The organism is Paenibacillus polymyxa (assembly GCF_018614975.1).
Taxonomy (GTDB): domain Bacteria; phylum Bacillota; class Bacilli; order Paenibacillales; family Paenibacillaceae; genus Paenibacillus; species Paenibacillus polymyxa_E.
On the sequence record NZ_JAGGNR010000026.1, the window covers coordinates 1 to 24241 of the forward strand.

Here is a 24241-nt window from a genome sequence, read left to right on the forward strand (position 1 = left end):
CACTTTGAAGACACACCCTAGATCGAGTATCAAGTTATTTGGATAAAACGTTTAAAAAACAAATTGATGATTTAATTGAACGCCGAGGCATATACGAACAAGATAATGATGATAATCGTAACGGTGCCTTAATTAAGCAAGTTGATGCTAATCTCATAGACGTGGAAATGCGTAAGGAGCGGAGGTTGTCTCTAGTGCAAAGGCAAAAGAATATTGGGATGAAACCGCCAAAACGCATTGCTCAACTGGAAGTAATACCAAGAGGAAGATCCCAAAGAATTATTTGCGTAGATTACGTAGACATTATTCAGGATTACGAGCGACAAAATGGGCGGGGAAATACTAAGATTTTTAATCCATTCTCACTTGTTGACTTCTACAGTGAAAGATTTAATGGGGAACCACGATTTATTATCGGAACTGAAAACCAGGATTATCAACCATCTGAAGAATACCTTGAAGACTTAACTGATATCGTAGATTTTACGTATATGTATATCATTAAGGATAGGACTATACTCCGTGAGAAGAAACTGAGAGAAGTGATTCACAACTCTTTGGTAAATTAGAATGAATGTTTGGCTCCGACCATTATATATGGGAAGGGGCTTTTAAATTTTTTTCCGAAGCGAACATACATTCGAGACAGACATCTGTCACTGAATTCTTATATCTTTATATATAAAGTGATATCGGATGGGGTGAATCAAGACTTGGAAAATGTTAATGATAATTCAATGGACGATACAAGGAATGTGCTACTTTTGTTAGTCAGGGGTATTGCTGCTTGGCAAAATAACTATAGCAGGATACCGGACGAGTTATACGAAGGGATGATGAGGTTTATAGCTTTATCAGCCTCACCCCACACTAAGCCTCCTGTAGACATTTACCAGTTAATTCGTTTACTACATAAGCCCTCCAACGAATGGGGTATCCCCAACATCCAGAACTACTACCCAGAGAATGCTCCCCTGCTTGAAGAGTTTATTGGATTAACCGCCGAAGCGGATGAATTTCTTAATATGTACATCTCTCCGCAAGATGCTGAACAACAGTGCATGTTCAATATTCTCAAGTTTTGTCGCCAGAAAGGGACTGAGTTGCAACAAGATTATGTGAAGATTCGGACATTTTTTTCTAATTCACGAAATGCTGTACTCACCTTTTATGATTTATCTACCTTTGCTGCGGCATTTCGCCATGCCGAATTAACAGAGATGATCCATCAATGCTATGAGGATGTTACTGAAAGTTTAGTCAATTATAGAATATGCCCGCACTGTGGCTGGACAATGGAGTACAAGAAGGATCAATGGCGTTGCAACAAAGAGGATATTTGTCACTGGCTCGCTGACATGGAAAATTTGAAAACCTTTGATTTTAACAGTAATCGGGTGAAACGACTTCGACCTGGTATTCAGCGATATGTGTTGTTGCCGGGAATCTCTGAACTCCGTATAGCAGAGCGCTTGCTACGTAGGGGGTATGAAGTAGAACTTTACCCGAATCTGGATGAGTATGACTTATCCGTTAGGAAAAATGATCGACTAATCTATCTGGATGTGAAAGATTTCCGAGATCCCAGTACACTCGCGAATTTTTTCAATAGCCAGTCTGCTTCTTATTTGGAGAAGTATCATGAGAAGTGTTATATCGTGGTTCCTAAATATAGAAATGACCGTTATCCAATGTATGTCGATCGTAGTATGAATCGTTTGATAGAACCAGCGAAGGACTTTATTCGCATGATTACGGAAAAGGAATTAAACGTAATGCTTAAGGAGGCTCTATACGGATGAGGCAGACTTATTGGGATTTATCCGAGGGGATAGTCAAGTTATTTGAGTCGTTTTCGTTAGAGAAGTCAGATATTGCAGTGCTCATCAGCATGGAACTATTCATAACAGGGTGCCATCAAATTGATAGGAATTTATCTATTCAAGATGCCTGGTCGATCTTGGTGGGGTATAACGAGCCTGTACTGAAAGCGATGGCGCCCAAAGATACAGTGAATCGTTTGCGGATTTTGTTTCCGGAATTGAGACATAAAAGGACCCTTCACAAGCGATTACGAGCATACAGCACAATTAACGAGCAATATCGTCTATATCACCTGACGGAAGAAGGAAAGGCAACCCGATGTGAGCCACGTTTCATGAAGGAGCGTACTATCAAATATGAGGAACTATTAAGCCAACCAATTTCACGTCGTTTTAATACAATGGAATTCCCCAGTGAATCCAATCTCAAGTATTCTCGGAAGATCCGAGGAGGGAAATCCCAAAGTTACTCTTTTAGGATTCCTGAACCTCTTTTGGATTGTGTACCGGTACCTTTACCTGTTTATCGTGAAAAAAAGGCGCTTCAGTTATCTTTACCTTACAATGCTGTTGACATTGGTCGTGAAATGGATATTAGACTGCACCGTGAATCTTCTATGTGGGAAAGAAGAGCGCAAACTGTCACCTTACAGCCATTAAATAGAAGAGAAGAAAAGTTGAACTATAAAGGCAACGTTCATATTGGTGGGGGACTAGCTTCAGGAAAGTCAACGTTCATGATGTTGGAAGCCTATCGTTTAGTCAAGCAAGAGAATGCTACAGTTGGTTTTATAGAAGGAAGTGTGCCTCAAGTTCTGAAGCGAGTTCAGGAACTGCGCAATCTAGGTATTTATGCTGTTCCAGTGATTGGGAGGTCTTCAAGAAGGCACCATCAACAAAACTACTTACTGGCTAATAGTGAGAAGATTTTAGAGGTGAGTGACTGGGGGAACTCCGAATACAGTTCATTAGAACATTTATCAGATGTGTGTATGATCAAATCATTTGCCAAAGACTATGAGCCTATAGCAGATTATCCTTGTCTACGATTGGAGCAAGACTCATCATTGCGAAAATGTCCTTTGGCTGGGATGTGCGGAATATATCGTGACTTAGCAGATCTTAATAAAGCTGAGGTGTGGGTGACCACAACAGCTAGTGTGTTGAAGACACATATTCCTGCTATGCTCGACCCACTAGAGAGGACAATATATGAAGCAATGTATGATTTGTTAGATGTCATTTTTGTGGACGAAGCAGATCAGGTACAACAACAATTCGATGAAGCCTTCCTAACAGAATACAACGTGTTTGGATCACCGGATGATATCTTTGAGAAACTGCGGCGTGAATCCTATGAGTTAACAAGTGGCAACTACGGACAATATGCTGGGGATTCCATTATTAATGAATGGAATGATCGATTGCGAATGTTAGATTTGATGGTTTGGCGTATTTATACCAAGTTGGAGAAATCCCAAACTTTACGGCGAAAAATTCGAAACGAGCTAATTCGAGTTGCTGCACTTGCTAGTGAGATTAGTGATAAATTAGCAACGACGGATACAACTCAGAGACAAATTTTCAATATGTTGACGGCATATGCTCTAGACCCATATAAAGACCCCTTACTATCGGAACTTGCTAATCAATTGATAGAAACAGAAGACCATGCAGATAAAGAAGCCTTATTGAATGAACTCATTCAAAAAGTTGGGGGGCAGATGAAACCTAGAATAAAAAAGGAATTACTGTATGCTCAATTGGAATTCTTTCTTTATTTATCGCGTGCTGAGGAAAGTATTAAATATGTACTAACTGCCTTTCCTATGGTGCAGGCAAAACTTGGATTACGTATCGATTTTTCACCATTGTTCACGATGCAAAAAGATTTTCAACCCTTTATGAAAGAAGCAATGACTGGTATTACTCTGGGCTATAAATATGACCTTCCTGATGGGGCAAAGACGGGGAAGTTTAAATTGATAGAGTATACAGCGGTCGGCAGACTGTTATTACATGAGTGGAATCATCTCTACAGGGATAGCGATAATAAGGAGGGTCCTTCCGTTGTGTTTTTGTCGGGAACAAGTCACGCACCAGGGTCGGCACACTTCGATCTGTTCACTCCGACGAATTGGTTGCTGCAAGCCGATCGCAAAAGATCAAATATTGATATTTTCTATAAACCGGTATTGGATATGAATCGTGGAGAGTTCTATTCCATATCTGGAGAGCAAGACCAAGAAAGAAAAAGAGAAGCACTGAATGGTATGGTTAGGCATATTAAGCAAGATATTGAGTACGAGTTGCAGTATTGGCGTACGAAAGGGGCAGCCAGAAAGATTCTCTTAGTTGTTAACTCATATGACGATGTGGAAACAGTAGGGGCAGCATTCCAAAACGATTCACGCTGGACTGAGAGATATAAGCTACTTTCGAGGCAAGGTGATCTGAACGAGGATCAAGTTTCCAGGGTTCTTATTGAGTCCTTTAAGGATGAGACGGCAGAGGTACTAATCGTACCTATGTTGTCAGTGGGGAGAGGTTACAATATATTAGGAGAGGATGGGACTGCTTTATTTGGATCCGTTTTTTTTCTAGTTAGACCATACCCGATCCCTCATGATCTAAATTATCTGGTGCAGATGTTACATGCCTCTCTACCAGAGTATCTGAACCGTATTCGAATCCAAGGTTTGCATTATGACAAGGCAATGAACAACTTACGACATAAGAGTAGCTGGAGATTGGAGCAGATGTATCTGAAGCCAGACTACTGGTCTCTTTTAAGTGATCAAGATCGAATAATCATGGGATGGTACACCTTCGTACCCACATGGCAAATGATTGGAAGGCTGTTACGTGGTGGATTAGATGCTCGTGTATTCTTTTGCGATTCTAAATTTGCTGCTGAACCTACAGGTAATTCCGAAGGTCTATCTATGCTTGGAGTATGGCAATTTATTATGCATGATCACCAAGAAGATAGTTTATTTCAAAGTCTATACGGTTCTTTTATAGATGCAATAAATCGACTAGATTTGGGGGGAGAAATCGAATGAAAAGCCTAGAATTATTTGCACTAGAAATTAATGAAGACACTTTTTTTGATGAAACAGTTTATGTCATGTATATGCCTGACAGTTGGCGTAACTATTTTAACACACAAACAACAGCGGGAGGGTATAAGCTCGCCAGTAAAGTAGATTCACTTGGCAAGAAACTGCGAAGCATTTTTCCAGAGATTATTACAGGAAATATTAATTATAAAGTGCTTCAACAAAATATCCCTTGGATTGTTTCTACAAAAGAAATACCAGAGAAGTACATTAAGCAGTTAACATTAGGATGGTTTGCCTCGTTGCGGAAACAGTCCATTGCAGAACTTCCACCGGAGATTTCTAATGCGGAACTAGCATGGTCTATGAATACATTTGGTGAAATACATCAAAATGTGCAGAAATATGATTGGATTCCCGGCCTAGCAGCAGTTATGTTCTGCCAGAACCCCAGAGTCGTTGAACTGGCACCTGGGTTAAAGGAGGAATTACATTTCCATCATACATTCTTTAATGGAAAACATGAATGCGTGACTAAACCAATAATTAAATCATCATACTATGATCCATTTTCGTACGTAATTCAAGTTAGTCTACAATATCGTGGTGGGAAGTCGGATCAGTTACTTTTGGTGTTGAAGATAGGTAGAAGACGTTATTTGAAAAAACCTCAGATTGATGTACACAAGAACGAATGTTACTTGAAAAATAATCACGCTTGTTCTGTATTAATCTCAGTAGAAGACCCATATTCTATACATTCAAGCCGATCCTTTTCTCAATTTCAATTCGAACGAAAAAAGAAATTGGATGACAACAAAGAAAATAACAAATTTACCTCTTGGATATCGGATATAGATCGTATCTATTGGGACGTCATTCATGGCCAAGTTTTTGAACCGGATTTGATTTTGCTAGACCCACAACGTTATTTGCAGGGTTCTGAACAGATAACAGCTTGGGTAATTAATCATAATTCGTTTAACGGGAAAGGAAATTCGGTAAAACCAGGTTTGGGGCTTTCAGAAAAGAGCGGTTTATTTAACTGTTTTGCAGATTCTTTGTCCAAGCTTCAAATTATTCCGTTACCTCACGTATCCGAAATAGAACGATCAGGTTCTAAAATGAACGATCAGCGCCTACCGGCAATCGTGCATGAACAAGGGAAGCTTGTTATTGAGTTTTATGGGAGTAAGGAAATGTTCAATAGGATGGAAGAGCTATATATATCACAACAACAATCATTAGGCAAACATGCTAAATCACCTGAGGCCATATTTAATCAACACATTTCAAGTAATACGTATCTATTAAATAGTAATAACAATCTGATTATTGAGTTTGAGCATTATGCTGCTGATGAGATTGTTACTGAACTGGAGATAGACAGATATACCAAAGAAATGGCATATAATAAGCGAGTGAATCAAATTTTGAAAAAAATAGGTAATAAGAGCTATGGATCGGATATACGAACATTAGCCCTAGTGGAAATCAATAAAAAAGAAGAATTCCGAGACGGAGCCGATCCCAAACTTGCTGTTCGAGAAGCACTGAGAAAAGTTGGTAGATTGACTCAATTTATTCATCCATTGACGGACGAAAAAAAGATGGATGATTCACGTATGTTAAGTTCAATTTTGGATTTATATAATGATGTAGGGATATTAAGTAATAATGCAACCAGGCTTCCTGTGGACAAATGTGTCTTATCTTTTGATTTAATAAAATTGAATAATAAGTACTATCCTGTAGCCTCTAGAATGACAGGTACCGAGGTTTGTATGAAGATGCTGGGAGTAGAATCGTGGACCAGGCTAGGCGACGCTCCATTCTATGTTGACCATATCAAATCGTTAGACAAGCCAAAAAAAAGTAATAATACTGGTGCGATATTCTATCAATTCATGATATCTATACTAGAGGAAGAGTTAAGGTACTGGACTGGTGAGATTGTTGTGCTGTTAAACGCTTCTCTGAGAAATGGCTGGCTATCTTCGATCACTAACAGCAGAATTATTTACGATGAAACTCCCTTTTTGGATGGGCGATTACAAAACGAAACTCGCCTAAAATTTGTTCGTATCAATACCAATGAGGATGTGCCGCAGTATCGGATCATTAATACAACGAGAAAAGAAGCATTTAATAAGGAATCTGGAATTTTCAAAGACGCAGTAGGCATTTACTATGGGATCGGCGGAAGGCCCACGGCATGGTCCGGGGTGAAAAATAAAGATATCAAGTTCACTGCACCTTCTAAATTGCTATTGCAGCAGACCGCAGTTGAGTATATTCCACTTGGTCCATTCAGTGAGGAAGAGCGAGATCAATTAGCTATTTTGGTCGATCAGTTAAGAAGAATTGGTCTTACTTATGATAAGCATACGAAGTTACCTTATACGCTTAGAATTGTAGAAATTCTCAAGAAATACATGCATCATGATGAATGGAGATTTACTGCATCGTTAGATGAAGAGGTTGAAGTTGAGGCTGATGACGGAGTTCTGGTTACCAAAGAACTTGTTAATTTGGATTAGTATTGAGCTAGCCTCGCAATATGCGAGGCTTATTGTAATATTCACTGATAAAATAAATAGAATGTATGTTCGAGACAAGTCGTTGTCAAAAAGATAAGGTATCATATAAATATAAAAGATAGTGATAGTTATATTTACCCATTCACCTGATATAATAGACCTACAAATGTTTGGGGGGAAAGATGATGTATACCAATACAATGAATGCCATCGTCCAAGAAGTGATCAGACTTCTTAACCATCAGAGAAATCTATTGAAGGATATGTTGGACCAGGAAGAATTGTTGAAGAATGGACAGAGCCAAGAGCGTTCTGTGGATGTGGCACTGGCAGAACAATGGATAGAAACGCTTGAAGATGAAATAACCAAGGTAGACGGGCTGGAAATGACGCTGGCTGTAGTAGGCACGATGAAAGCAGGCAAATCAACCACAATCAATGCGATTGTGGGACGGGAAGTGTTGCCGAATAGAAATCTTCCTATGACAACGCTCCCCACCATCATTCGCCACAAAGTTGGTCAGACTACTCCGACCATCATGCTACCTAAACTAGAGCCTTTTAATCGTGCCCTTAGTTCTTTGCGTGCAGCGATGGAGCGTTTACCCGAAGGTGAAGTGAATCAGCTTTCATTTGCTTCTACGGAAGATGGCAAAAGCTTGATACAAGAAATTTTGACAGGGGATTTAAAGGAGCTTGAACCTAGTTATTCGGGCGCAGAAGGAATTTATTTATTCTTGAAAGTTCTTAATGATATCTCCCGTCTGTGTAATGAAGAGAAATTAAATGTAACCTCTCCGATCATAGAGTATTCATCGATTACTGAATTCCCGGTCATCGAAGTGGAATTTCACCACCTGAAGGGCAAGGAACAACAGTTGCAAGGAAGTTTCGCCTTAATTGATACTCCGGGACCTAATGAGGCAGGGCAGGGGCATCTTAAAAAAATTCTCCAAGAACAACTGCAGAAGGCTTCGGCGGTATTGGCTGTTCTAGATTATACTCAATTGAATTCTGAAGCTGATGCAGCAGTCAGACAAGAAATTGATTACATATCCAGTTTTTCCAAAGATCGATTGTATGTGCTGGTCAATAAATTCGACCAAAAGGATCGCAACTCCATGGATGCTTCTGAAGTGCAACGGTATGTAGGTAAAGAACTGTTTGAAGAAGAAATCCCATCTAATCGGATTTTCCCTGTTTCAAGTCAATTTGGTTATTTGGCAAACTATGCGCTGCATGAACTTGATTCAACTGGAAATTTGCCGACTCCGGAAGAAGCCAAGTGGGTAGAGGATTTTGGACAGCGTGCTCTTGGAATTGATTGGGAGGAAGATATAGAGGACGCTGACTTGGCAAGAAGAGGGGCACAAAAGTTATGGAAAAAAAGTAATTTTTCCGAGCCTTTGGAACAGGTGATTTCAGAGTCATACAGCAAGGCGGCATTCGTTTCCCTTTCATCCGCGGTGGACAAAATGCTTCATTATGACAATGAGGTGATCGACTACCTGAAGATGCGCAGCGGCAGCGTTGCGATTGGCATAAACGAACTGAAGAAGCTGATCGTAGAGCTTGAGCAAGATATTGAACGAATTGCTCAGGCGAGTCAGAGAGCTGACGATCTGTCCTCAAAAACGTTGGGGAAACTAACTTCCATGACCAATGATCTTTTTAGTGATGGTGAACGTACGATAAAACACGTTATTGAACAGTTATTCGATCATGGGAAGCGTTTAGAAGACGCACGCAATCAGGCTGAGACAGAAGGGAGACGCAAAAAGAGGGGAACGGGTACTTCTGTGTTCGATACGCTTAAGTCTATTCTCAATGCGCCTAGACAAGATTTCATTACTTTAGAAACAAACGGTCCCAATGTGTTTTCCAGCAAAGAAGAGGCAGAAGACTTTATTACGAAAATCAATAAAGTACTTGAAAAGGATATGGGAGTCATTTCAACGGTGATCCAGTCTCGTGTGACCCAAATTATCCAATCCCTAGAGCGTGACATAAATAAGGAAGTACAAATTAATGTTTCCAACATTTTGGAGCACGCCGCAGATATTTTAAATGAATTCTTTGATTTAAATCTATCTTTTGAAAATCATAAAATAAAACCGATCAAAGTAGATTTTAATCAGCTTAGCAGTAAATTTACGGAAGAGAAGACCGTGGAAAAAACCAGAACAAGATATGAGAGAAAATGGTATACACTTTGGTTAAAAGAGCATGCAGTCTCTTACAAAGTCAGCAAGCAAGAATATCACGTGGATACTAGAGAAATAGGCAAGCAAGCTGTGAAAGAATTAAAAAAAGCCCATCAGCAACTTCATAACGATTTGAATGCATACGTAACGAAAGAATTAGGCGGTAACGTAAATTCGTACTTTGATGGACTTAAGCAATATCTGGACAAATACTGTGGGAATATTTTAGATGGCCTTTCTGACAAGCAAGCGGATGAGGAAGTGTTGGGAAAGTTATTAGCGGCTATGAAACAGTATCTATCAGTAGCCGAGAATCACATTGAAGATGTTACTCCCGTGCATTTGGAGTTGAAGCATATAAATCATCCTGCCAAGGAGGTTGTACAAGCATGACGACTGTCACGGATAACCATCAACGGGAATTGGAAGACCTCCTGGAGAAAATACCCGTGCTTCATGATAAACATATCGTCGATTTAGTGAACGGCCTGGAAGTGGCCAAAGATCATATACGGGTACGAGAGAGTTCCAACAACAGTTTCTTTCAAAGGATGGTTGATTCGTTCTCTGGAAAATCGGCATTACGGCAACAACGGATCGACCAGAACCTGTCGACAGGTCTGGAATCCGCCGTGGTGTGGCTTGAGCATCTTCAAGCCCAGCAGATCCGCAGCGATCGTGCGCTTGCTCATGTGACTTATAAACTTACTGAAACCAGGGCGGGAGTGCAAAAATTGGCTTTACGGCACCTGGAACTGCGGGAAGAGGTTAGCCTCATCTGCGAAAGAATGGACGAATTGGAAGAGAGATTTCTGGGGCAAATGAAAGAGTTCAATCTGCGGTTGGATTCTATCGATATGAGACAAAGTGCTATGGCGCAAATGCATAAGGAGTTTGATCGATGGGAAAGTGGCAGCTATGCAGGATTTTCTCCCCTGGCTCAGCTCACGATCGTGCTGGAAAGTCTTAGCTGGGGTGCCTTTGGAAAATATGACGAGCAGAACTCGGAATTCAGGGAACAACTATTCGATAAATGCGTTATTACGCTAAAGCGGCTTGAAGGGGTTCCCCCGACATTAATCCCAACGAACGAATGGCTGTCCGCCATGAGCCAAGATCGGGCAATAGCTAAAGAATCGCTGGTTTATATGCTTAGTTCGAGAGAGCATTATCATAGAAAAGTTGCTCTGAATACAGCAATAAAAGACACGCTTGAACTTCAACCGGGTGCGCATGCAGGAAAAAATATTGAGATGATTATACAAAATCGGGATCTGCCTTATGTTTTTAATGGAAGGACACTAAGCAAGAGGTTATACAAGGAATCTTGTGTAAGGCTGGAGAGTGAGGGGCTTTATGTCTCGGGTTTTTGATCGGTTTGGATTAGTTTTCTCAGGTGGTGGAGCCAGAGGCGCGTACGAGGTTGGGGTAGCAAAATATCTTGCAGAGAATAATTATGAGCCTAGTGCATATTCAGGTGCCAGCATCGGTGCTCTCAATGCTGTGCTGCTTGGGACAGCGCCGACGTTTCGGGAGGGAATCGCCCGATTGGAACAGATATGGAGATCGATACAGCAAGATGAGATTGTCAAGTTGGACCCTGGAGCTTTTGCATTGGTTATGCTTCACGCACTTGGAGCAAGGGTACTGCATTCCCACCAGCAGTTGGCTATTTTGAGTTTGTTGTACCAGTTGGCAAAGGATAACATTACATTTCTGGGCAATGTTTCTGATGTCAGCAACAAGATGCAGAACAATCCAATGTATGCTTCTTTGCAAAAGGGATTGTTGGATGACGGATTTTTGAGAAAATTATTAAACGATGAGTTGGAGCTCGATAAAATGACCTATCGAGTTCCCATTTGGATATCTGCATACCGTAGTAGAGGGACTTCTAACGATATACTTGCTTATTTGTTATCATCATCAGGAATTAAGGATAATCCGGAATCGGATTATTTTGAGTTTGCAAAGATTCCAAGCGAGGAAAGATTACAAGTGATTCTGGCTAGTGCGGCCATTCCGGTCGTATACGGCAGCCACATTGTGAAGGGAAAGCACTATGTTGATGGCGGAGTTGGAGGGCAGCGTACAGCCAGAGGAAACACACCGTTGGCGCCGTTGGTTCAAAGTGGATTCAAGCAGTGTATCGTTGTGAATCTATCGGATGGATCGATGTTTAACCGTCATGAATTCCCGGATGCGAATGTCATTGAGATCAGGCCTAAGAAATCTCTCCACCCGAAGGGGATCGCTTCCAGCCTTCTTGATTTTAGAGAAGAACGTATTGAAGATTTAATGGCATTAGGATATGAAGATGCAAAAAGGTGCATTTCCAACTCCGTTGCAGCAATGGAACTGGTAGGTGAGAGCCGGAGAAGTGAGGACATGCGGGAAGAGGCGATCAAGGTTCTGGATAGTGACGGTTTTGAAGAAGTGATTGGGAAATTATAGATTTATTTTATGAGCGTTGAATCGTACTAAGGGGTCTCTAACTGCATTACTGATGTCTAATAAAGACTCACATTAGAAATGACGAGATGAGGTGCCGTCAGGTCTAATGTAGATGTGCCTCAAGGCGTAATGCGATTTCTGGCTACCTGAGTTGAATTAAACTTGATTCAACTCAGGTAGCAGACTTTCCTCGGATCCTCGATACTCGGCAGGGGAAGTGCCCATGCGGGATCGGAATACCCGATGAAAATAGGAATAGCTTGCAAAGCCGCATGTTTCGGCAATATGCTCCAAGGTCATATCACTGTACTTCATACGCTCCAGCGCCGCATTCAGACGGATCTCAATCGCATATTGAATCATGGTCTGATTGTAGTGCTCCTTAAATAAACGAACTGCACGTGACAGGCTGAGCCCTGCATAACGTGCCGCTTCCTCAAGCTTGAACGTAACCGTGGCATGCTCCTCAATATAACGTTTTAACTTTAGCGCAGAGGAAACTGCCCGATCGGTCTGAATATTCTCTTTGATTGCCCGATCAATATATAGACATAATCCGCGAAGTAACGCATCCTTGAGCTCCGCATTTTCCTCAAGAGGTCCGCGACGTTTCTCAAGTAACATATTTCTCCACAGGCTGATGAGCTTATCATCAAGTCCAATTCGGCTCACGGTAGATCGATGCTGCCGTTTCCACCAGTTCTCGATCCAGCTGCCCTCGCAGAACAGATAATAGTCTCCACTAGACAAGCGTCCTTCCTTATGTGGTTCATCTACAACGAGATGATAGTCGTCACCAGGCTTTAAGAGCAGCAAATCCCCGCTAGTCATCCTGAATTCCTCATCCTGTACATACACTTTGCACGAGCCTTCGGTCTGCAGACGGAACAGATAGGTTTGCAGCTCGCCCCTCATATTATGTGTGAACGCCTTATAGTGGTATGAGTAGTCACAGATCAGTACAGATGTCTCTAACGTATCCAAATAAAATCCCCCAATATGTACATCCTTTTACATCATAAGTTTAACTTAACATTTACACGAAAACGGAGAGGACAGAAAGAACCTGAAGAAACGAAGTTAAAAGCTTTCTGAAAGAAAGCTGCATCGGAAGCATAAACTTGCCTTTATCTCCGGATTTTATCCTTTTGAAAAGGAAATCAAAAAAATCTGGGGATAACAGCGATCGGAAGGTTGTTCTGTCATCGGAGTGCCAGTGTAAATATCTTCAGTTGAAATGGGCTACATTCAATAGATACAAAATGATGGAAATAAAATTTGATCAGATAGTTCATGTTCTGACTATATTGTATATGTTCATTCTAGCCTGTTTTGCGTTAGGATGATACCAGATAGAGCAATGAAAGCAAATTTGAGAACAGAGGTGTATCCTACATGAAAAAACTTAATATTGGGTTGCAATTGTTTACACTCCGTGATGAAACTGCAGCAGATTTTCGTGGTACGTTGCGTAAGGTAGCGGCTCTTGGATATGAAGGTGTGGAGTTTGCCGGATATGGCGATATTCCAGCTGAGGAAATGAAAGCGCTACTAGATGAGCTTGGACTGAAAGGATTCAGCAGCCATGTTTCACTACATGCGATGCGCGAAGACTTGCAGAAACAAATCGATTACCTGAAAACCATTGGTGCACAATATATCATTTGCCCTTACCTGATGCCAGAAGATCGTCCAGAGGACGCAGAGGGCTGGAACAAGCTGTTCGCCGAATTGCAACAATATGGAGCTGAAGCAGCGAAGCAAGGATTGATCTTCGGATACCATAACCATGACTTTGAATTCCATGGCCAGGTTGGGGATGCCAATGCCTTTGATGCCATGTTCGCTCAAACATCACCGGAAGCGGTAAAAGTGGAAATGGACGTATGTTGGGTACAATTTGCGGGACAAAATCCGATCGAGTATATTAATAAATATGCGGGTCGCTTGCCGCTGCTTCATCTGAAGGACTTCAGCAAAGACGAACAGGGCCAGATGAAAACACTGGAACTGGGACAAGGTTCGGTTGACCTGCCGGCTGTTATTGAAGGGGCTACGAATGCAGGCGTGGAATGGCTGATCGTGGAACAAGACGTATGTCAGAACCCTCCGCTTGAGAGCGTATCCAATAGCTACAACTGGCTGAAACAGAACTACTTGAACCAATTCTAATGGACCATCGAACCATGAAAAATGCTAATCTATTTGTCAAAGGAGACTTATGTACATGAGTAAAATTAAAGTTGCTGTATTCGGCTGTGGAGCCATTGCCGAGCGCAGACATATTCCAGAGTACGCTGCCAATGAGAACGTAGAACTTGTCGCTTTTGCCGATCCGATTGTGGAGCGTGCGGAGAAGATGGCCGAGACTTACGGCGGTAAAGCTTATTCCAGTTACGAAGAATTGCTTGCAAACGAAACGGTTGATGCCGTTAGTGTGTGTACACCAAACTATCTGCATGCGCCAATGGCGATTGCTGCTGCCAATGCAGGCAAGCATGTATTGGTTGAGAAACCAATGGCAGTATCCACTGAAGAAGGCGAGCAAATGATCGAAGCTGCCAAGAAAAATGGCGTGTATCTGATGGTTGGACATAACCAGCGTCTGATGCCTCCTCATGTAAAAGCAAAAGAAATTCTCGACTCCGGCAAACTCGGTAAAGTCCTTAATTTCCGTACATCATTTGGTCACCCGGGTCCGGAAGGATGGAGTGTGGACGGAGCTGAAAGCTGGTTCTTCCGTAAAGAAGAAGCAGTTATGGGCGCTATGGGCGACCTGGGCGTGCACAAATCAGACTTCATCCGTTATTTGCTGAATGATGAAGTATCTGAAGTGGCTGGTTTCATCAGCACACTGCACAAGGAAGGTACTAAAGTTGACGATAACGCAACTTGTTTGCTGCGTATGAAGAGCGGCGCGATCGGAACGCTGGTAGCAAGTTGGACGCAATACAGAGCTGGAGACAACAGTACAGTGCTGTGGTGCGAGAATGGTGTTATGAAGATCGGAACAGTGGAAGGTGATGAAGTGATCGTTGAACTGACCAATGGTACAGTTGAGACGTACAAAGTTGGTGCCATGGCTACCAACGAGAAACAAGTGCCGAGTGGTGTAATTGACGCATTTGTAGAGTCGATTGTAACCCAAACACCTCCAGAGATTTCCGGGGAAGAGGGCTTGCGTTCCCTCCAAGTGATCCTGGCAGCATTCGAATCCGAGAAAACAGGTCAGATCGTTAAACTGTAATCCATACGAAGGACAAAGCAATTTCTAACATTCTATATGGTTTAATCTATGATATAAGGGACTTATCTTCAGAGAAGTGTTCTGGGGTAAGTCCTTCTTTGGTTGTTCCAGTCAAGTGGGGAACAGTGATACGGTAATTGTGCAACAAGGTTAGAGCATCTAATCCCTTGTGCAGAACAGAAAAAGGCTGACATCTCGCGTTATCGCGGAATATCAGCCCCTTAGAGTCATTAAAATTAATGATCGAATGATTAATTTTCTTTAGATGCCAGCCGGTACATCACTGCCCAGATCCAGCCATGTTATTTCAGCAGGAGTCAGCGTGATACGGGACCCTTCGTCACAGGACAGCAGTTCCGCTTGATTCTGGGCACCAATCAGCGCACAGGTTGGGAACGTCTGATTCAATACATAAGCGAGTGCAATCTGAATGGGTGATGTTTTCTTCGAATTAGCCAATTGTTCAGCCCGGCGTAACCGTTCCCAGTTGCCATCACTGTAGAATACACGCACCAGATCTTCGTTATCGCGAACTTCAGGTGTGAATCTTCCAGTGAAGAAACCACGCGCTTGGGAGGACCAGGATAGCAATGGCAGCTTGGTTTGTTCATGCCATGCGAGCGTCTCTGCATCAGCTGACACACAGCCTTCCCAGAAAGGTTCGTTTGCTTTGGCGAGACTGAGATTTGGACTGCTGAATGTGAAGCCCTTCAAGCCATTTGCGGCAGCATATGCATTAGCTTCCTCGAGCCGCTGCCAGGTCCAGTTGGAGGCGCCAATTGCGCCGATTTTGCCGGATTCAATATGTTCGTTCAATGCTTCAAGAATAACACTGACAGGGGTATTGGGGTCATCCCGGTGCAAGGCATACATCTCGACGTGATCTGTCTGAAGACGCTCCAGACTTTCCATCAAGTCACTGCGGATGGCATCAGCGTTCACGCGTGGTCCATTCTGGTCATGATGTGCTCCTTTGGTGAGAATGACGATCTGGTCGCGGTTACCACGTTCCTTCATGTAACGACCGAGGACTTCTTCACTCTGTCCACCACAATAGATATGTGCTGTATCGACGGTGTTACCGCCAATCGATAGAAAAGCATCCATGTTCGTAGCTGCTTTATCGTAGGCATCATGGACGAAATAATCGGTTCCTTTAATCAATCTGGAGACGCGTTTACCTGCACCAGCAATTTCGATATATTCCATAAGTCAGTTCATCCTCTCAATTATAGTGTAATTCGTGTACGTTCTTCCGCTGAACGAAGGCAAGCTTCCAGTACTTTCATATTAGCTACCGCATCGGAAGGGGCGAAGCGCAGATCCTTACCTTGAAGTACAGCACGTGCCATATCATCTCCCTGCAGAGAATAGTGGTTCACTTGCGGGACTTCAATCTCTCTGCGTTCACCACCAGCCGTTACATAGAAGTTGGAACTGCGGTCCTGTCCGCTGACAAATGCGGAAGGGACTTCAATAATCCCGTCGGATCCCAATACCTCCAGCGTGTTTCGGAAGGCTGCCCACATGCTGCTGTCAAACGTCACACCAACGTGATTATCGAATTCCAGCAGTCCGGAAGCCATCATATCGACCTGATCATGCTGTGAGGAGAACATGCCGATAACGGTAACTGCACTTGGTTCTTGACCAAGCAGTAGACGTGCTACGCTGATGGAATAACATCCGATATCATACAGTGCACCTCCGCCCCAATCCCGTCGAAAGCGGACATTGCCAGATGCATTGGAGTTATTAAATGAAAATGTGCTGTGCATACCGCGGATCTCACCAATCTCACCGCTGGCAATGATATCCTTGATCTGCTCATAACGTGGATGATGGCGGTACATGAATGCTTCCGCGAGATGCACACCTGCATCTGAGCAAGCCTGAACCATCTCCTGAGCTTCCTGCTCTGTCAGAGCCAGTGGTTTTTCGCACAAAATATGTTTGCCTGCTTCAGCAGCCCGGATCGTCCATTCGCGATGCAGATGATTCGGCAGCGGGATATATACGGCATCAATGGAATCATCAGCGAGCAAAGCTTCATAACTGCCATAAGCCTTGTCGATCCCAAGTTGTTCGGCCGTCTGCTTGGCTTTATCTTCGTCACGACTGGCAATCGCGGTTACTTCATTCAACTCGGATTGCTGCAGGCCTGGAATGACGGATTCCACAGCAATGCTAGCGCTACCAAGAATGCCCCAACGCAATTTTTGAACTGAATTCATGTGTTGTATCCTCCTGTGTATAAATGTATATTGTGATTATAAGGAATAGATGATCGAATTAAAATGATAATATATTGAATTTAGTTAACACAATATTGTTGATCAAGGAGAACCGGCTATGATGAGACAAACCGTATTGCTTACCCTGCAGGATATTCCATATTTTTGTTATCCCGAGTCCGTTGGACATTATATGGATCACGTCCAGCATTCCGTGTTGCGAGAGGCAGGTGCACTGAACAATTTTAATATTCACTATGTCGCTGCGGGCAAAGGATACGTGGAAGTGGACGGGGTGGTGCATGAGCTTCGCGCAGGTCAGGCTGTTCTCTATTTCCCGCAGCAGCGGCAGCATTATTATAGTAGTGAAGATGATCCATGGGATGTACGATGGGTTCATTTTTATGGTGAACGTCTGCATGATTATATGATCGAGCGGGGGTTACACCGCAATCTGCTGTGGACGCTACGGCAGCGTAGCTCGTGGGAAGAGGCTCATCTGGCCTTGCTCACTGAAGCGGAACAGAACACGATGCTGCGTCCGGCTCAGCTATCCACATTGACCTATGCCGTACTCGCCGAGTTCGTGCAGCATGCCGTACCTTTAAAGAGCACACGTACCACAAGTAAGTTGGAGAGTCGGGTTCTTGCACTTCTCCCACAGATGCAGCAAGAGGCCTGTCAACCTTTCCTGTTACAGGACTGGGCAGATCTTGCAGGTGTGAGTTCGTATTACTTTTGCAAAATGTTCAAGAGTGCTGTGGAGATGACGCCCATGGAGTTTATCACTCGTTCACGACTACAGATGGCGAAGCAATGGTTACTCGAACGGCCTACGGCCAACATTGGACAAATCGCGGAGGAAGCGGGGTATCCCAATGCCAGTTATTTTAACCGCCAGTTCATGGCCCATGAGGGGATGACACCTACGGAATACCGCGGATTGTATCACAATTAACCCGGATCCTTTCGATGTTGCGGGCGCTTGAAGTGTAGTGGTTTGACAGAGAGCTCAATCAAGTCTATTATGGATAAATTAAATCCGTGTATATTGAGGTGCCCTCATGAAATATTCAAAAGCGACAAATTATGCTTTGCATACGATGCTTCATCTTGTAAGCACTGCCCCCGAACAGCTGGTTAGTGTACACCAACTTGCAGATTTGCAGAAGGTGTCACCAACCTATCTGTCCAAAATTTTAACCAAATTGGTTAAGGCGGGCATGATCGAATCGACTTCTGGTGCCAATGGTGGCTACCGGCTTAGTCGTAAAAATCCGGATCCTTCTTTCCTGGAGATCATCCACGCCATTGAAGGCCGGGCATCACTGTTCGAATGTTCGCAGAATCATAACGAAGGTTGTTTGATCCAGCAGGTGATGGTTCAGGCCGAGGAAGAGATGGAGAGTTATTTGAACAATAAGAAAATGTCAGAACTCGCTTCCCAAATGAAGGGTGCGCACTCCCTGTAACTTGCAGCTAGAAGTGAAGCTTCAATCAGCGTACTTCACTCGTCTGGCCCATAGGTATATCCAGATCTTTCCCAACCTCGTAAGAGGTAAGGAAAGATTTTTTTGTATCGTTGTACCTAATAGAAGTCGGATGGTACAATAAGGAAGGTATAGGTCCATACATACTTGATCCAATCTTACATCACATTTTACATCTCTGGAGGGACAACACATGAGCCAATCAACGATCACAGGACTGGAACAATTGCTCGCGCTGGAAAACATTCGGAACACCAAGGCGCGTTATTGCCGCTATATTGATACGAAACAGTGGGATACCTTGGGTGACGTATTCGCTCCGGATGCAGTCGCCGATTTCAGCACAGAAGGCAATCCGATTCCGGTATTAACAGGCCGTGATACGATCGTACAAGTATTCCGTGATCTGGTGGATGTTGCCGTAACCGTGCATCATGTTCATAGCGCCGAAGTTGAATTTGTATCCGATAACGAAGCAAAGGTCATCTCCCCAATGGAAGATTGGGTCACGTTCCCGGAGGGCAATGAGAACAAATCCTTCCATGGTTTTGGACACTACCACGAGACTTTTGTCAAAATCGACGGCCAGTGGTACATCAAACATACAAGTCTGAAACGTCTTCGTCTGGACCTGTTTGAATAGTATAATCAGTATAGAAGAATATAGAAGTCAGCAACATTAGAGAAATAGCCCCGGGAGCCGTGATGAATGCGTCCTTGGGGCTGTTTTGTGTTTGTGGCAGAGGAAGGCTGACGTATGAAAAGAAAATGGGATAGCAAAAAGCCAGGTTCAGAACCCGAGGGTTCTGAACCTGGCTTCTTTTGGTTAAATGAGATGTTAGATCCGGCTACTTGATTCCGTGATTTTCCGTGACTGCATTCTTAGATACACCTGAGAGAAAATAACGGATGCCAGTGCGACCACAGTCATACCCCAGAAAATATTAGTGTACGCTGAGGACAGCGGCATGTTTTGCATCGCCGTTAATGCTACGCCAGTAACAGCAACACTGAAGGCACCGCTGAAGAACTGACTAAGTTGGAACAGTCCCATACCTGCGCCCACCTGATCCATGGTCAGATTGCCAGATAACTCATTAGATACGCTGGTTGTCAGAGAAGAGAAGCCTACGCTGAGCAGGACATACACGGCCATGATGGCGTAGATACTATTGTCTGCAAATAAGGCGAATAACCCGGCGGCGGCCAATAGCAGCCATGGTGCAAACTTCAACAGCAACGTATTGCCGTGTCGGTCAATCATTCGGCCGATTCGGTTGGACAGTAGCATCGACACAACTGCACCCGGGAAGATGACAAGCCCGGATTGAGCAGGTGTCAGCCCATACAGATGCGCCAAAATTTGCGGCAAAAGGAACAGCGTTGAGAAGTTATTGATGTATGATACAATTCCCAGCGAGCTGAGCATCATATATTTTTTGTCTTTGAACAAAGCAGGTTGAACAAATGGATCTGCCGCGCGCCGAATTCGGAGCCAGAACAGAAGCAGTGCCGCAGCACCGATAACAAGTGTGAACCACTGACGGGAAGTCAGGAATAACAGCACACCGGTAGTACCGATGGCGAGAAGCACGGCACCCAGCAGGTCAAATGAACCTTTTTGCGGTGTTTCCCGAGGAAGCAGTTTGAAGAATACAGGAATCAGGAATAACGTTAATCCCGTAACGATAAACAGATCATGCCATCCCAGAAACTGAGTAATACTTCCGCCGATGACGGGACCAAGTCCAAGCCCCAGTGAACTCGCGGACATGATGACAGCCATCGATTTACCCCGGCGATCATGTGGAATGTAACGTGTAATCAGCACAATGGCGAGCCCTGGAACCGAAGCAGCACCCGCAGCCTGAATCAGACGTGCAATGAGCAAAATGATGAAATGATTACTGAAGAACCCGAGAACGGATGCTGCACCAAGTAACGTAAGCCCGGTCGTGAATAATGTACGAATGGGTATGAAATCCGATAGACGTGAGAACGTAATTGAGGAAATGGCAAATACAATGGAATACCCTGTAACAATCCATGAGGAAGCGACAGATGTAAGCATAAAATCGGCTGCAATTTTAGGCAGGGCCAGATTAAACATCATTGTATTCATAACAACGAGTACAACGGTGAAGCCAAGCAAGCTTACGATTAATCCTTCCTGTATTCCGGTCCGTTCCCCTGATGATGCGGTTGCGGTGTTGTTCATAAAAACCTCCTAAAGTGATGTGTATTTCGCAACATTTCAGAAACGGTGTGTAACATTTGCAAAATGGTGTATGATGTCAATCCCATGCCTGACAGCAGGGGTTACATAACGAAATGTTTGAAGTTCGATTGGTGTCGAACATTAGAAATATATCATGGATCTGTGTTAAAATACAATGGATAGTCTGAGAAAAGGAGACTACAGTATGAAAATTTTACATCATCCACAGGTGTCAGATATTGAACTTTCCTCCGTACTGTATGCGTTAAGCGACCCAACCCGTCTTGGGATTGTTGCGGAAGCAGCCAGAAGTGGGGAGCAACCGTGCAGTCATTTTCATGCACCTGTTGTGAAGTCAACGATGTCGCACCACATTCGAACTCTGCGGGAAGCCGGAGTTATTCGGGTCAGAGTGCAGGGCACACAGCATTTTCTCACCCTGCGATCTGATGATTTGGAAACGCGCTTTCCAGGACTCTTGCAACCGTTATTGCAGGCCGCATCTCAGTCGAGCACAGATCTTTCCTAAATGTTGTCCTTTCTTCAGGTCGAAGAGGGGACATTTTTTATTTCTGAATCGAGAAAGACCCCTATACGGGTCCAACCGTTTAGGGGTAGCAATCTAAGATCATTCACTTCAATGAAGCTTCAGATCGGGACGGCACGTAAATCAAACCAGTCATAACTTTTATAAGAAAAAATAACCAAAATTTTAATTTTGGGGTAATCCAAACCTCCTCTTGTTCCGAATATTATATTAGATGGTCTTTTTTGGATGATGGATAAACAGGGGGCGGGAGTATGGTACATAATCCGGAAACCATTCAGGAATGTATCGAACATGCACGGCAAAGACTCTACCAGGTTGCAGCTCAATATCCGGAACTATGGCATCCGGAGGTTATTCGCCAATCCATGGTGCTGGATGAGTTGATTAATGAATATAACAACGCAACTCGCGGGAGAACGTACTCGAAACAACTGAAATCATGACCTTTCAGAACAAAGAATTCCAAGAAGGGATTCCGTTTGTTTGCCTTACTCTTTTACCGCCCCGAGCACAATTCCCTTTACGAAGAAACGCTGCAAGAACGGATATACGAGCAGAATCGGCAGAGCGCCAATAAAGATTTGAGCCGCGTTCACCGTACGTTGAGACATGTTCTGGAGCTGCGTTGCATCGACGTTCATGTTGGAGAAATCCTGCTGTACGATAATGGTCTGCATTAACGTGGCGAGTGGATATTTGGAAGCATCATTCATATAGATCAACCCGTCGAACCAAGAATTCCACTGACCTACCATCGTGAATAAAGAGATCGTCGCAATGGCGGGCATCGATACAGGCAGATAGATTTTGAACAGGGTCGTGATATGGTTGGCTCCATCGATGAATGCAGCTTCTTCCAGCTCCTTTGGCACGTTACGGAAGAAGTTCATCATGAGAATCAGGTTCCAGACAGCCACCGCTCCTGGCAAAATGAGAGCCCACATCGTGTTCATCAGTCCAAGCTTCTGAATTAAAATATAGGACGGAATTAATCCCCCGCTGAACAGCATCGTGAAGATGAAAAACCACGCATATAACGAGCGCCCCTTGAAGTGCAGACTCTCCTTGGATAACGGATAAGCTGTCAGAAAGACAAGTGTCATACTGAGCAGTGTGCCCAGAATAGTACGTTGAACTGAAATCCAAAGCGCGCTGAGAAAGTTACTGTTACCAAATGTTTTGGTATAGGCGTCCACCGTAAAATCAATCGGCCATAGTGTCACCAGATTGGCGGATGCTGCCGCTTTACCACTGAAGGAAACCGCCAGAATATGGACCAGCGGCAGGATGCACAGGATGGAGACGGCCGCGATGAATATCAGGTTGAAACCATTGAATATACGGTACCCGGTTGTTTTGTGATACACCTTGATTCCTCCTTAATGCGTTATGCTAACCCTTTTAGAAAATACGATAATTGGCGATTTTGTACGCCATCCGGTACGCAGAGATGACCAGGAACATCGCGACAAATGATTTGAATAGTCCAACGGCGGTCGCAAAGCTCATTTTGCCATTCAGAATTCCCATCCGGTAGACAAAGGTATCGATAATATCACCTTTCTCATATACCAGCGGATTGTACAGGTTAAAGATCTGGTCAAAGCCTGCATTCAGGATATTGCCCAGCGATAACGTACCTACCACGATAATCATCGGCACGAGTGCAGGCAGGGTAATGTGCAATGTCTGTCTAAGTCGTGTTGCCCCATCTACCTCCGAAGCCTCATACAGTGCCGGGTTAATGCCTGCAAGTGCTGCCAGAAATACAATTGTACCGAATCCAAACTCCTTCCACACATCACTGACAACCACCGTGACACGGAACCAGTCACCATCTCCCAGAAAGAAGATCGGTTCAACACCAGCCGCCGCTAACACCTGGTTTACCAGCCCACCTTCCGGTGATAACATATCGAGCAGAATGCCGCCCAGAACAACCCAGGACAGGAAATGGGGCAGATACACCAAGGTCTGTGAGAAACGTTTGAACGTGGAGTTTCGAACCTCATTTAGCAAAATGGCAAACACCACGGGGGTCACAAGCCCGGCCACAATTTTCATCGAAGCGATCAGTACCGTGTTCCAGATGACCTGAACGCTGTCGGGATATTCGAACATGAATCGGAAGTTATCCCAGCCCACCCATTTGGAGCCAGTGAACCCCAGCCACGGTTTGAAGTCCTGAAAAGCAATAATAATGCCGCCCATGGGCACATAGGCGAACAGCAATGTGAGCATTACAGCAGGCAGCAGCATCAGATGCAGCGGCCATGTGCGTTTGAAATTCCAGCGGGTACGTTTGCGTGGATGGGGTGTCTTTTTTCGCACCGGCGTATTGGTTGTTAACGGTTGTTCCATAGCCATCAAGGTCCCTCCTTTATCTCGTCCAAGCCCTGGCATCATGAGGCGAGCAAGC

At 43.8% G+C, this 24241-nt stretch carries 20 protein-coding genes; 14 read left to right on the forward strand and 6 right to left on the reverse strand.

From position 1 onward, the window contains the following. Nucleotides 1-38: 38 nt before the first annotated feature. The 7 genes from J7E78_RS20040 to J7E78_RS20070 all read left to right on the forward strand — a co-directional run bounded on the left by J7E78_RS20040 (nt 39) and on the right by J7E78_RS20070 (nt 12083). Nucleotides 39-569 (forward strand): hypothetical protein, encoded by a 531-nt coding sequence (locus J7E78_RS20040; RefSeq protein ID WP_215077895.1) that lies wholly within the window; start codon nt 39-41, stop codon nt 567-569. 144 nt (nt 570-713) lie between these two features. Beyond that, nucleotides 714-1802 (forward strand): restriction endonuclease-related protein, encoded by a 1089-nt coding sequence (locus tag J7E78_RS20045; protein WP_215077896.1) that lies wholly within the window; start codon nt 714-716, stop codon nt 1800-1802. Further along, a complete protein-coding gene (locus tag J7E78_RS20050) occupies nt 1799-4888 on the forward strand; it encodes a pPIWI_RE_Z domain-containing protein (RefSeq protein ID WP_215077897.1) in 3090 nt (1029 codons plus the stop codon). The genes J7E78_RS20045 and J7E78_RS20050 overlap by 4 nt, the downstream gene beginning before the upstream one ends. Beyond that, nucleotides 4885-7425 carry a pPIWI_RE module domain-containing protein gene (locus tag J7E78_RS20055; protein ID WP_215077898.1) on the forward strand — a complete coding sequence of 847 codons (2541 nt, stop codon included), beginning with the start codon at nt 4885-4887 and terminating at the stop codon, nt 7423-7425. Before J7E78_RS20050 ends, J7E78_RS20055 begins: the two co-directional genes overlap by 4 nt. A gap of 182 nt (nt 7426-7607) precedes the next feature. Continuing rightward, nucleotides 7608-10022, forward strand: a complete 2415-nt coding sequence (locus tag J7E78_RS20060) for a dynamin family protein (RefSeq protein ID WP_215077899.1) — start codon at nt 7608-7610, stop codon at nt 10020-10022. Beyond that, on the forward strand, nt 10019-11002 hold the full coding sequence (locus tag J7E78_RS20065) for a YjcZ-like family protein (protein WP_215077900.1): 984 nt from the start codon (nt 10019-10021) through the stop codon (nt 11000-11002). The genes J7E78_RS20060 and J7E78_RS20065 overlap by 4 nt, the downstream gene beginning before the upstream one ends. Next, complete coding sequence (locus J7E78_RS20070; protein ID WP_215077901.1) at nt 10986-12083, forward strand: patatin-like phospholipase family protein; 1098 nt, start codon at nt 10986-10988, stop codon at nt 12081-12083. Before J7E78_RS20065 ends, J7E78_RS20070 begins: the two co-directional genes overlap by 17 nt. A gap of 156 nt (nt 12084-12239) precedes the next feature. Here the strand turns inward: J7E78_RS20070 and J7E78_RS20075 are convergent, their stop codons facing one another. Continuing rightward, the gene (locus J7E78_RS20075) at nt 12240-13067 is read right to left on the reverse strand and encodes a helix-turn-helix transcriptional regulator (RefSeq protein ID WP_215077902.1); all 828 of its coding nucleotides are present in this window, start codon (nt 13065-13067) and stop codon (nt 12240-12242) included. Between the two features lie 411 nt (nt 13068-13478). On the opposite strand from J7E78_RS20075, the gene J7E78_RS20080 reads away from it, so the two are divergent. Both J7E78_RS20080 and J7E78_RS20085 read left to right on the forward strand, forming a co-directional pair. Continuing rightward, nucleotides 13479-14255 carry a sugar phosphate isomerase/epimerase family protein gene (locus J7E78_RS20080; protein WP_215077903.1) on the forward strand — a complete coding sequence of 259 codons (777 nt, stop codon included), beginning with the start codon at nt 13479-13481 and terminating at the stop codon, nt 14253-14255. 55 nt (nt 14256-14310) lie between these two features. After that, the gene (locus J7E78_RS20085; protein ID WP_215077904.1) at nt 14311-15330 is read left to right on the forward strand and encodes a Gfo/Idh/MocA family protein; all 1020 of its coding nucleotides are present in this window, start codon (nt 14311-14313) and stop codon (nt 15328-15330) included. Between the two features lie 261 nt (nt 15331-15591). Here J7E78_RS20085 and J7E78_RS20090 read toward each other — a convergent pair whose 3' ends face one another. Then, a complete protein-coding gene (locus J7E78_RS20090) occupies nt 15592-16539 on the reverse strand; it encodes an aldo/keto reductase (protein WP_215077905.1) in 948 nt (315 codons plus the stop codon). 20 nt (nt 16540-16559) lie between these two features. Further along, nucleotides 16560-17564, reverse strand: a complete 1005-nt coding sequence (locus J7E78_RS20095) for a Gfo/Idh/MocA family protein (RefSeq protein WP_215077906.1) — start codon at nt 17562-17564, stop codon at nt 16560-16562. Nucleotides 17565-17682: 118 nt separating this feature from the next. On the opposite strand from J7E78_RS20095, the gene J7E78_RS20100 reads away from it, so the two are divergent. The 3 genes from J7E78_RS20100 to J7E78_RS20110 all read left to right on the forward strand — a co-directional run bounded on the left by J7E78_RS20100 (nt 17683) and on the right by J7E78_RS20110 (nt 19697). Continuing rightward, the gene (locus tag J7E78_RS20100; protein ID WP_215077907.1) at nt 17683-18522 is read left to right on the forward strand and encodes a helix-turn-helix transcriptional regulator; all 840 of its coding nucleotides are present in this window, start codon (nt 17683-17685) and stop codon (nt 18520-18522) included. Between the two features lie 106 nt (nt 18523-18628). Continuing rightward, nucleotides 18629-19036 carry an RrF2 family transcriptional regulator gene (locus tag J7E78_RS20105; protein ID WP_215077908.1) on the forward strand — a complete coding sequence of 136 codons (408 nt, stop codon included), beginning with the start codon at nt 18629-18631 and terminating at the stop codon, nt 19034-19036. Nucleotides 19037-19247: 211 nt separating this feature from the next. Continuing rightward, complete coding sequence (locus tag J7E78_RS20110) at nt 19248-19697, forward strand: nuclear transport factor 2 family protein (protein ID WP_215077909.1); 450 nt, start codon at nt 19248-19250, stop codon at nt 19695-19697. A gap of 195 nt (nt 19698-19892) precedes the next feature. On the opposite strand, the gene J7E78_RS20115 is transcribed toward J7E78_RS20110, so the two are convergent. Then, a complete protein-coding gene (locus J7E78_RS20115) occupies nt 19893-21272 on the reverse strand; it encodes an MFS transporter (RefSeq protein ID WP_215077910.1) in 1380 nt (459 codons plus the stop codon). 205 nt (nt 21273-21477) lie between these two features. On the opposite strand from J7E78_RS20115, the gene J7E78_RS20120 reads away from it, so the two are divergent. Both J7E78_RS20120 and J7E78_RS20125 read left to right on the forward strand, forming a co-directional pair. Further along, the gene (locus J7E78_RS20120) at nt 21478-21801 is read left to right on the forward strand and encodes an ArsR/SmtB family transcription factor (RefSeq protein WP_215077911.1); all 324 of its coding nucleotides are present in this window, start codon (nt 21478-21480) and stop codon (nt 21799-21801) included. 272 nt (nt 21802-22073) lie between these two features. After that, a complete protein-coding gene (locus J7E78_RS20125) occupies nt 22074-22265 on the forward strand; it encodes a Spo0E family sporulation regulatory protein-aspartic acid phosphatase (RefSeq protein WP_215077912.1) in 192 nt (63 codons plus the stop codon). A gap of 45 nt (nt 22266-22310) precedes the next feature. On the opposite strand, the gene J7E78_RS20130 is transcribed toward J7E78_RS20125, so the two are convergent. Continuing rightward, nucleotides 22311-23189: a carbohydrate ABC transporter permease gene (locus tag J7E78_RS20130; protein ID WP_211084928.1), complete on the reverse strand. Its 879-nt coding sequence runs from the start codon at nt 23187-23189 to the stop codon at nt 22311-22313. 34 nt (nt 23190-23223) lie between these two features. Beyond that, nucleotides 23224-24189, reverse strand: coding sequence for an ABC transporter permease (locus tag J7E78_RS20135; RefSeq protein ID WP_397330599.1), 966 nt, complete (start codon nt 24187-24189; stop codon nt 23224-23226). Nucleotides 24190-24241: the final 52 nt, after the last annotated feature.